Consider the following 5,702-nt stretch of genomic DNA (forward strand, 5'->3'; position numbering starts at 1 on the left):
GCTGTGGGTGAGCTTCTGCCGATTTTCGCTATTTCGCTGTTGCTGTCTTCGCGTTCGCCGGGCATGGCGATTGTGGTGTTGCTGGCGTTTATGGTGGTTGCGGTGATTGTGGCGCTGGTTCCGCATCGTCTGTTTGCGCATGTGCCGGGTCTGCGTCAGATTATGGCTGCGGAGGCGAATACGACCGGTCAGACGGTCCTGCGTCTTGCGATGTTCCTGCTGGCGACCTTGATTATGTGCACTGCCCTTTTTGATTTGGATGCGGTGCTCGGTGCCTTTGCGGCGGGCCTGATTCTGCGTACTCTGACTCCTCCGGCGGCTCTGCATACGATGACTCGTCGCCTTGAGGTGGTTGGTTTTACCTTCATGATTCCGCTGTTCTTTGTCACCAGCGGTATGGGTATTGATGTGTCTGCTGTGGTGGCTAAGCCTTTGGGTCTGCTTGCCGTGGTAGTGGGTATTTTGCTGTGCCGTGGTGTTCCGGTTCTTTTGGCGGAGCATTTCTTTGATACCGGTTCGGGGTTGACCACTCGCGCGCAGAAGGCGCAGTTGGCGTTGTATTCGGCTGCGGGTCTGCCGATTATTGTGGCGGTGACGGAGGTTGCGACCAGTTCGGATCTTCTGGAGGAGTCCACGGCTTCGCTACTGGTTGCTGGTGGCGCGCTGACGGTTCTGCTGTTCCCGCTGTTGGCGTTGGGTATTCGTCAGGCGTTTGGTTCTGCTGAACCGTCTCAGCCGGAGCCGAGCCGTAAGGAGCAGATGAATGCGTTGAAGGCTCAGCGTAATGCGCGAGCAAAGCTAACCACGGGCATGATTCCGGTGGTTCGTTTGAAGTCGCAGTCTGATGCTGAGCCTAGTTCTGAACCGGCTTCTGAGGGTGCTTCTGCTGATTCGCGGGCGGCGTTTCCGAAGGTATCTCGTGCTGAGTCAAAGAAGCGTAAGGGCTCAGCAGGGGGTTCTGCACAGAAATAGCTGCAGCTAGGCTGTGGTTGTTTTTCTGCCTTCCATGGGCGGGTCAATAAGCCGTTTTGAGGGGGTATCCCGCTTACAGTCACCTCAACCCTATGTGGGATTGGGTTTACAAAACCACACACAATACCAGGCACTCAAAGCCCCGCAAACCAACGCGTATCCCACATATAGAACCAAAGCCCGCCGCGTCCTCTCTAGAGGCTGCGGCGGGCTTTTTGCATCCGAATGACCTGATAAACCGGGAGAAGATGAGAATCTTTCCTTAAATTCGGATTTTTTATGCAAATATTACAGAACATGACGTGTCTTAGCTTTCTTGACTGACACTTTGTCCTATAAAATTGAAAGCAGACAGGGAGTTTCCCTAAAACACACATAAACCAACATACATACACAGAGTCGCTTCCGCCCAGCGGGAGCTGGCGCACCTCCCCTCTCACACACGGGAGGTGCCCCTTTCGGGAGTATCCGCGACGATACCCCGGCGGCTCCCAACCACTGAGGAGGATCATATGGGTCAGAAAGGTAATTATTTCTAACCTCACATCTCAAGGCCTCGCACTGAATCCTAACGATTGTCTGCACACACAGTCATTTCCGAAGGAAATATCATGCACCAACTACTCCTCACCGCGAGCACTGGTGGCGTAGAGCTGGACTTCCCGGCCTGGCTCCGAATTACGCACTTCATCAATTTCATTATGATGGGCTTCCTGATTCGTTCAGGTTGGGAAGTTCTTGCCTCTCACCCCCGCCTGTACTGGAACAACCACTGCACCCCGGGTTCCGAGTGGCTCAAGTTCACCAAGGACAAGGTCCCTACCACCCCCGGTGAATTTACGGCGCGCGATGACCAGCGCACCCTGTCTCCCCTGATTTCTCTGCCCGGCAAAGCCCAGATTGGTCTGGGCCGCGCATGGCACGCGCTGGTGACCGTCATCTGGATTGCTAACGGTCTGATTTACGTCTCCCTGCTGTTCCTGACCGGTCAGTGGCGCCGTATCGTCCCGACCAGCTGGGACATCATCCCCCAGGCGTGGGAATCCATCCAGATTTACGCTGGCTTCCAGATTCCCTCGATTGAGCATTTCCAGCCGTACGACGCCCTGCAGCAGATTATGTACTTCACCGTGGTGTTCATCGTGGCACCGCTGATGATCGCAACCGGCCCGATTATGAGCCCGGCATTCTGCGGTCGCTTCCCCGGCTACGTGCGCCTCTTCCGTAACCGCCAGACCGCGCGTTCCATCCACTTCCTGGGTATGGCGTTCTACTGCGTCTTCACCGTCATTCACGTGGCGCTGGTGTTCGTGGTTCACCCCCAGTACAACATCGCCCACATGATGCTGAACAAGCCCTACAACGAGGTGGACGCAGCACAGTTCGCTCAGGCAGTCACCATGCTCATTGGCGGCATTGTCTTCGCTGTGGCTCTGTGGATTTTCGCTTCGTACTGGTCCCTGCGCGACCTGCGATTCACCCAGACCTTCATTTGGGGTCTGACCCAGCCGATTCGTAACGTCCTGCTGGACCGCATCACCTCCCGTCAGGTGCAGAAGAAGACCTTCACCGATGCGGATATCTCCCCCTTCCACTGGGTTAACACTCGCCCGCCGACAGAGCGTGAGAGCACCGAGTGGAACCGCCTGAAGGAGCACGAGTTCGTTGACTACCGCCTGGAGCTGGGCGGCCTGGTGAAGGAATCCAAGTCCCTGAGCATTGATGACCTCAAGAAGCTGGGCAAGGAAGTTAACATCACCATGCACACCTGCATGCAGGGTTGGACCGGTATCGCCAAGTGGGAGGGTGTGCGCCTGCGCGACGTCCTCGCACTGGTTGAGAAGACCGACGACGCTCGCTACGTCATGGTGACCTCCTTCGGCCACGTGGGCCACACCTACGACGGCCGTCCGACCGAACCCTACTACGAGTGCCTGGACATTTCCATGGCAATGGAAGATGAGACCATCCTGGCGTGGGGTATGAACGACAAGCCCCTGCCGGATGTGTACGGCGGCCCGCTCCGTCTGCGTGCGGACTCCATGCACGGCTACAAGATGGTCAAGTGGGTTCAGAAGATTGAGTGGATCAAGGATTACCGCGATGTTGGCGATGGCCAGGGCGGTAGCCGCGAGGACTCCGGTCTGCAGCACTTCGACGCACGCGCCTAAGCACCCGCACGGGGCGCTACGACGCTAACCGTCGATACACCACAAGATACTACTCCACAGAACGGTGGCGGGATCATGGGCCCGCCACCGTTTTTGTGTCCTCACAACTAGCGCCTGCGCTTCTGAGACTAGAAGCTACGAGGGCATAAGAAGAGGGCATCAGGAGAGGACATCAAGAAGAGGGTACAAAGAAACCGCCCGGGAGCCTTAGCTCTCGGGCGGTTTCTTTAGAGGTTTGCCGTCTGGCGCTGTGCCTTAGGCGTCGTAGATGATGACGTCCAGGGTACGGGGGCCGTGCACGCCCTCCACGCGGATCAGCTCGATATCACTGGTTGCCGACGGACCGGAAATCATGGTCACGGGGCGGGTGTAGGTGATACGCTCGATCGACTCGGGAACCAGCTCCACCACGGTGGAACGGGGCACCACGCAGATGTGGTGGTCGGGCACCAGGCTGATGGCGCGGCGACCCTCATCGGGGTTGGTGTTCAAGAAGATCGTGCCGGTCTCTGCGCAGGAGACGGTCGAACCGGTGACCACAGCGTCAACTGCGTCCAGTTCCTTCAGGCTCAGGCAGCCGGGCTTGAGGGTGCTACCGGAGTCGGTGACACGCTTGCGGTCAGCGGTGTCAGCCGGCAGCCACTCCATGTTCAGGCCCTCGGGAACCACGTAGGTGGACTTTTCACCCAGGCGCTCTGCGATGACCTCGGAGATGTTCTCCTTGTTCGCGTGGAACACGTTTGCCTTGTAGTCAATGAGGCGGTCGACGAGCATCTCAATGGTCTGCTCTTCGTTCAGCTCGCTGACGCGGCGGTAGTTACGTACGGGCTCGGGGGCGACGGGTGCGTCAGCCAGGGACGAGCGGATACGTGCGAGGATATCTTCCTTAGCAGAGGACATTAGTTGTTCTCCTTAGCTTCACGGGCTGCCTGGGCTTCCATAGCGGCCTTGGCGTTTGCTGCCGCCTCAGCGACCTTACCCTTGTTTGCCTCGATGAGGGCCTGAATGTCAACGCGCTCAGCGTTATCGCGTGCCGGAGCCTGACCCTTCTCCTTCTTCCACCAGTTGCGGAAGGATTCCTTGGGGGGCTCGGGGATGTCGCGGTAAGCGGTCCAGCCGCCGACGATACCGGGAACAGCGGTGATCTTGTGCTTGCGGCCGCTGATCAGGCGGGACATGGGCAGACCACGCTCTGCAATCGACATCATCTTGCCGGAGGTGAAGAGCTTCTTCGCGCCGAGCATCATGCCGTCCATCTGCGAGAAGGGAGCCTTCTTGTTGCCCTCGAACTCGCGGACAGCGTGCTTGGACTCGACGTCCTTAGCGCGCAGGTGCACGAGGACCTCGGGGAAGTTAATCTTCACGGGGCAAACCTCGTAGCATGCGCCACAGAGGGAGGATGCGTACGGCAGAGAGTTGTTGTGCGCAGCCTCGATACCGGAGAGCTGCGGGGACAGAATCGCACCAATGGGGCCCGGGTAGGTGGAGCCGTAGGCGTGACCGCCTGCGCGCTCGTACACGGGGCACACGTTCATGCAAGCGGAGCAGCGGATGCAACGCAGTGCCTGGCGACCCAGCTCATCAGCCAGAACGGCGGTACGGCCGTTGTCGATGAGGATGACGTGCATGTTCTGCGGGCCGTCACCGGGGGTCACACCGGTCCACATGGAGGTGTAGGGGTTCATGCGCTCACCGGTGGAGGAGCGGGGCAGCAGCTGCAGGAATGCCTCGTAGTCCTGGAAGGTGGGCAGGATCTTCTCAATACCCATGAAGGTAATGAGGGTGTCGGGCAGGGTCAGGCACATACGGCCGTTACCTTCGGACTCCACGATGGTCAGGGTACCGGTCTCGGCAATACCGAAGTTGGTACCGGAGACTGCCACGGTGGTGTTCAGGAACTTGTTGCGCAGGCGGTTACGCGATGCCTCTGCCAGTTCTGCCGGCTCATCGGTGATGTCCGGGTTAATACCCTCAATTTCGCGCAGGAAGATGTCGCGGATTTCGCGGCGGTTGCGGTGAATTGCGGGCACCAGAATGTGGGAGGGGCGGTCGTGGCCGAGCTGGACGATTTCTTCCGCGAGGTCGGTCTCGATAGCGTTGATGCCGTTTTCTTCGAGGAATTCGTTCAGGCCGGTCTCTGCGGTTGCCATGGACTTAATCTTGATGATTTCGTCCACGCCCTGCTCGCGGATCAGGTCCAGAGCGATCTGGTTTGCCTCGGTGGCGTTGCGTGCCCAGTGCACGTGGCCGCCTGCGGCGGTGAAGTTACGCTCGAACTGTTCGAGCAGCTCGGGCAGGTTCGCCAGAACGTAGTTCTTGACGGACTCACCGGTGTTGCGCAGTTCCTGCCAGTCGGGCAGTTCTGCGGTGACGCGAGCACGCTTGTTACGAATCGCGTGGGTCACGAAGCGCAGGTTGGAGCGCAGCTGCTCGTTCTTGAGTTCTTCCTTCGCGTACTTGGGGAAGGGGATTTCTTCGAAAATGTTGCCCTCGCCGTAGTGAACGACCTTGGGCATACCAAGCTGAATAGCGGTCATGAGGTCTTATCTTTCCTTAGGC

4 protein-coding genes are annotated in these 5,702 nt (G+C 58.5%); 2 read left to right on the forward strand and 2 right to left on the reverse strand.

What is annotated here, in order from left to right; translation table 11 throughout:
• Both Q0216_RS05190 and Q0216_RS05195 read left to right on the forward strand, forming a co-directional pair.
• The coding region (locus Q0216_RS05190; RefSeq protein WP_298593507.1) for a cation:proton antiporter at nt 1-972 on the forward strand (972 nt) is incomplete at its 5' end.
• Between the two features lie 611 nt (nt 973-1,583).
• A complete protein-coding gene (locus Q0216_RS05195; RefSeq protein ID WP_298593509.1) occupies nt 1,584-3,143 on the forward strand; it encodes a molybdopterin-dependent oxidoreductase in 1,560 nt (519 codons plus the stop codon).
• 255 nt (nt 3,144-3,398) lie between these two features.
• Here the strand turns inward: Q0216_RS05195 and Q0216_RS05200 are convergent, their stop codons facing one another.
• Together Q0216_RS05200 and Q0216_RS05205 are read right to left on the reverse strand one after the other, a co-directional pair.
• Nucleotides 3,399-4,043: an LUD domain-containing protein gene (locus Q0216_RS05200; protein WP_219100655.1), complete on the reverse strand. Its 645-nt coding sequence runs from the start codon at nt 4,041-4,043 to the stop codon at nt 3,399-3,401.
• A complete protein-coding gene (locus Q0216_RS05205) occupies nt 4,043-5,680 on the reverse strand; it encodes a LutB/LldF family L-lactate oxidation iron-sulfur protein (protein ID WP_298593513.1) in 1,638 nt (545 codons plus the stop codon). Before Q0216_RS05205 ends, Q0216_RS05200 begins: the two co-directional genes overlap by 1 nt.
• Between the last annotated feature and the right edge of the window lie 22 nt (nt 5,681-5,702).

The sequence above is a fragment of the uncultured Rothia sp. genome (assembly GCF_937976295.1).
Taxonomy (GTDB): Bacteria; Actinomycetota; Actinomycetes; order Actinomycetales; family Micrococcaceae; genus Rothia.

Bases quoted from the DNA above. Each gene is read 5' to 3' on its own strand.
- Q0216_RS05195 (WP_298593509.1), top strand. From the start codon at position 1,584: ATGCACCAACTACTCCTCACCGCGAGCACTGGTGGCGTAGAGCTGGAC.
- Q0216_RS05200 (WP_219100655.1), bottom strand. From the start codon at position 4,043: ATGTCCTCTGCTAAGGAAGATATCCTCGCACGTATCCGCTCGTCCCTG.
- Q0216_RS05205 (WP_298593513.1), bottom strand. From the start codon at position 5,680: ATGACCGCTATTCAGCTTGGTATGCCCAAGGTCGTTCACTACGGCGAG.